Genomic DNA, 2,687 nt, shown 5'->3' with positions numbered 1-2,687 from the left:
GATTTTTCTGATTTTATCTTTCAAAAAGTCGGTCGATCTTTTCGATTTTTTGCCTCTTTTTCAAAAGCTGTCAACCAAGCGGTTTATGAGCGTTAGGACAAAAAAGATCGACCGACTTTTTTCATTGAAATCTTGAAAAAAGCCCTGTTTTTTGATACAATCAATCTAGAAACAGCGAAAATGCTGTTGTTATACCTTACCTATAAGGAATTGAGACTATTTCTTGCAATCTCGCTGAGCTTTTCAATTTTATGGTTGTTATACCTTACCTATAAGGAATTGAGACTTTAACGCTTCCGATTCTGATTGACCTTCTTTGATCAACCTTTGGAGTTATACCTTACCTATAAGGAATTGAGACTTGTTTACTTCGACACTATAAACTCCTTCTCCCGGAGTTTCTTTCGTTATACCTTACCTATAAGGAATTGAGACTATTATTTCACCGAAGTTATATAGGCTTTCGGTAATCTCCCAGTTATACCTTACCTATAAGGAATTGAGACATTTCGCGATTTTCTATGTTTCCCATCAGGAAAGTAATCAAATACTACCTGTTATACCTTACCTATAAGGAATTGAGACAAATTAACAAGTACTTGTCCGGCGCTCTACGCTATGTTATACCTTACCTATAAGGAATTGAGACCCTTCAGAGTCGAACGGTGCGCCATCTGACCCTTGAGGCTGGTTATACCTTACCTATAAGGAATTGAGAAACTCACATCAAAGGCAAGTAATGGCACACTTTCATCAAAGTCACCATCGCAAGTTATACCTTACCTATAAGGAATTGAGACAGTGTGACACGTAAGGTATCGCTACGAAGACATCTTCTTTGTTATACCTTACCTATAAGGAATTGAGACATACTTGAAACTTGCACTCGCGAGCTTTTTTTCGCCAGCAGAAGCTCTTGCTTGTTATACCTTACCTATAAGGAATTGAGACATGTTCGCTATGGTTAGATAACCTATACCTGAGCGTTTATAAGAGTTATACCTTACCTATAAGGAATTGAGACTTGGAACTAGATTATCTGGATCGTTGCTTCCTACAACAAAAGCTAGAGCCTGTTATACCTTACCTATAAGGAATTGAGACATTTTTTTGACCGTTAATACTCGATTAGTAATATTTGCTTTTAGGTTATACCTTACCTATAAGGAATTGAGACTTATCCTTTCTAACTCTTCATGCTTTTTCGAATGTGTTATTTTGTTATACCTTACCTATAAGGAATTGAGACCTAAAGCCTTAAAAGCAATTAATTGAACTATCTCCTCTACCGTTATACCTTACCTATAAGGAATTGAGACACTCTTAAATTCTGTCATTTTTTAATGTTCTCTTTTGTTATACCTTACCTATAAGGAATTACTTGTGTGTCTTTGTCTGTCTCCAAGGCACCAAAAAAGCGAGCAAATTCATGTCTGCTGGGAAGCATGAGAATTTGTTCGCCTTTTGTTTGGTAGGATTATTTGAAATTTCCGTCATGATTTGCTATACTAGTAGTAGTTAAAGATTGTAGCAGAGCCATTGCCTGCTGCATGGATAATCAAGAAAAGTACTCTTCAGTGCTTTTTTATTATTATAGAAATTGGAGGGATTATGCTTTACATTTGGTCTTATTTGAAACGCTACCCCAAGTGGTTGGTGCTAGACTTTGTGTCGGCCATCTTTTTTGTAGTGGTCAATCTAGGATTGCCAACGGTTTTGGCGCGCATGATTGACGAAGGGATTAACCAAGGCGATCAGGAACGCCTATATTTCTGGGGCTTTATCATGCTTCTGGTTATTATCCTTGGGATTTTAGGGCGGATTGTCCTTTCCTATGCTGCTGGAAAATTAACGACCAGCATGGTGCGGGATATGCGGAATGATCTCTATGACAAGTTGCAGGAGTATTCCCATCATGAGTATGAGCAGATTGGCGTTTCTTCGCTGGTGACGCGGATTACCAGTGATGCCTTTGTCCTCATGCAGTTTGCTGAGCAAACGCTCAAGATGGGTGCTATCACGCCTATCATGATGCTGTCGTCCATCCTCATGATTTTCTTGACCAGTCCGTCCATGGCTTGGATTGTGGCGATTTCAGTGCCTTTTTTGGCAATCGTAGTCTGGTATGTGGCGGTCAAGACGCGTCCCCTGTCTGAAAAGCAGCAGAAGACGCTGGACAAGATCAACCAGTATGCTCGGGAAAATCTGAACGGTCTGCGGGTCATTCGAGCCTTTGCCCGTGAGAAATTTCAGGAAGAGCGCTTCGCTAATGAAAATGAAATCTATGCGGAGAATTCCAACCGTCTCTTTAAATTGACAGGTTTGACGGAGCCTCTCTTTGTGCAGATTATCATTGCCATGATTGTGGCCATTGTCTGGTTTGCCTTGAAACCACTAGGCAGCGGCGAGTTGAAAATCGGGGATTTGGTTGCCTTTATCGAGTACAGTTTCCATGCCCTTCTGTCCTTCCTTCTCCTGTCCAGTCTCTTTACCATGTATCCACGGACAGCGGTCTCTAGTGAACGGCTGAAGGAAGTCATGGATATGCCGATTTCCATCGATCCAAATGAGAATGGGATCACGGAAACAGCGACTCAGGGCTATCTGGAATTTGACAATGTAACCTTTGCCTATCCAGGTGAGACAGAAAATCCTGTCCTGCATAATATTTCTTTCAAGGCCAAGCC

At 40.7% G+C, this 2,687-nt stretch carries 1 protein-coding gene and 1 CRISPR repeat array; the gene reads left to right on the top strand.

Annotated features, from left to right (window positions below):
• Positions 1–188 precede the first annotated feature (188 nt).
• A CRISPR array of direct repeats spans positions 189–1,384; the repeat unit is 29 nt; unit sequence GTTATACCTTACCTATAAGGAATTGAGAC.
• 227 nt (positions 1,385–1,611) lie between these two features.
• Positions 1,612–2,687, top strand: a 1,076-nt coding sequence (locus STRDD04_RS03085; RefSeq protein WP_269450143.1) for an ABC transporter ATP-binding protein, incomplete at its 3' end; no start/stop codon positions are given.

The sequence above is a fragment of the Streptococcus sp. DD04 genome (assembly GCF_001578725.1).
GTDB lineage: Bacteria > Bacillota > Bacilli > Lactobacillales > Streptococcaceae > Streptococcus > Streptococcus sinensis.
Note: the sequence above shows the minus strand (reverse complement) of the source record. Positions and strands in the feature narration are given on the sequence as shown.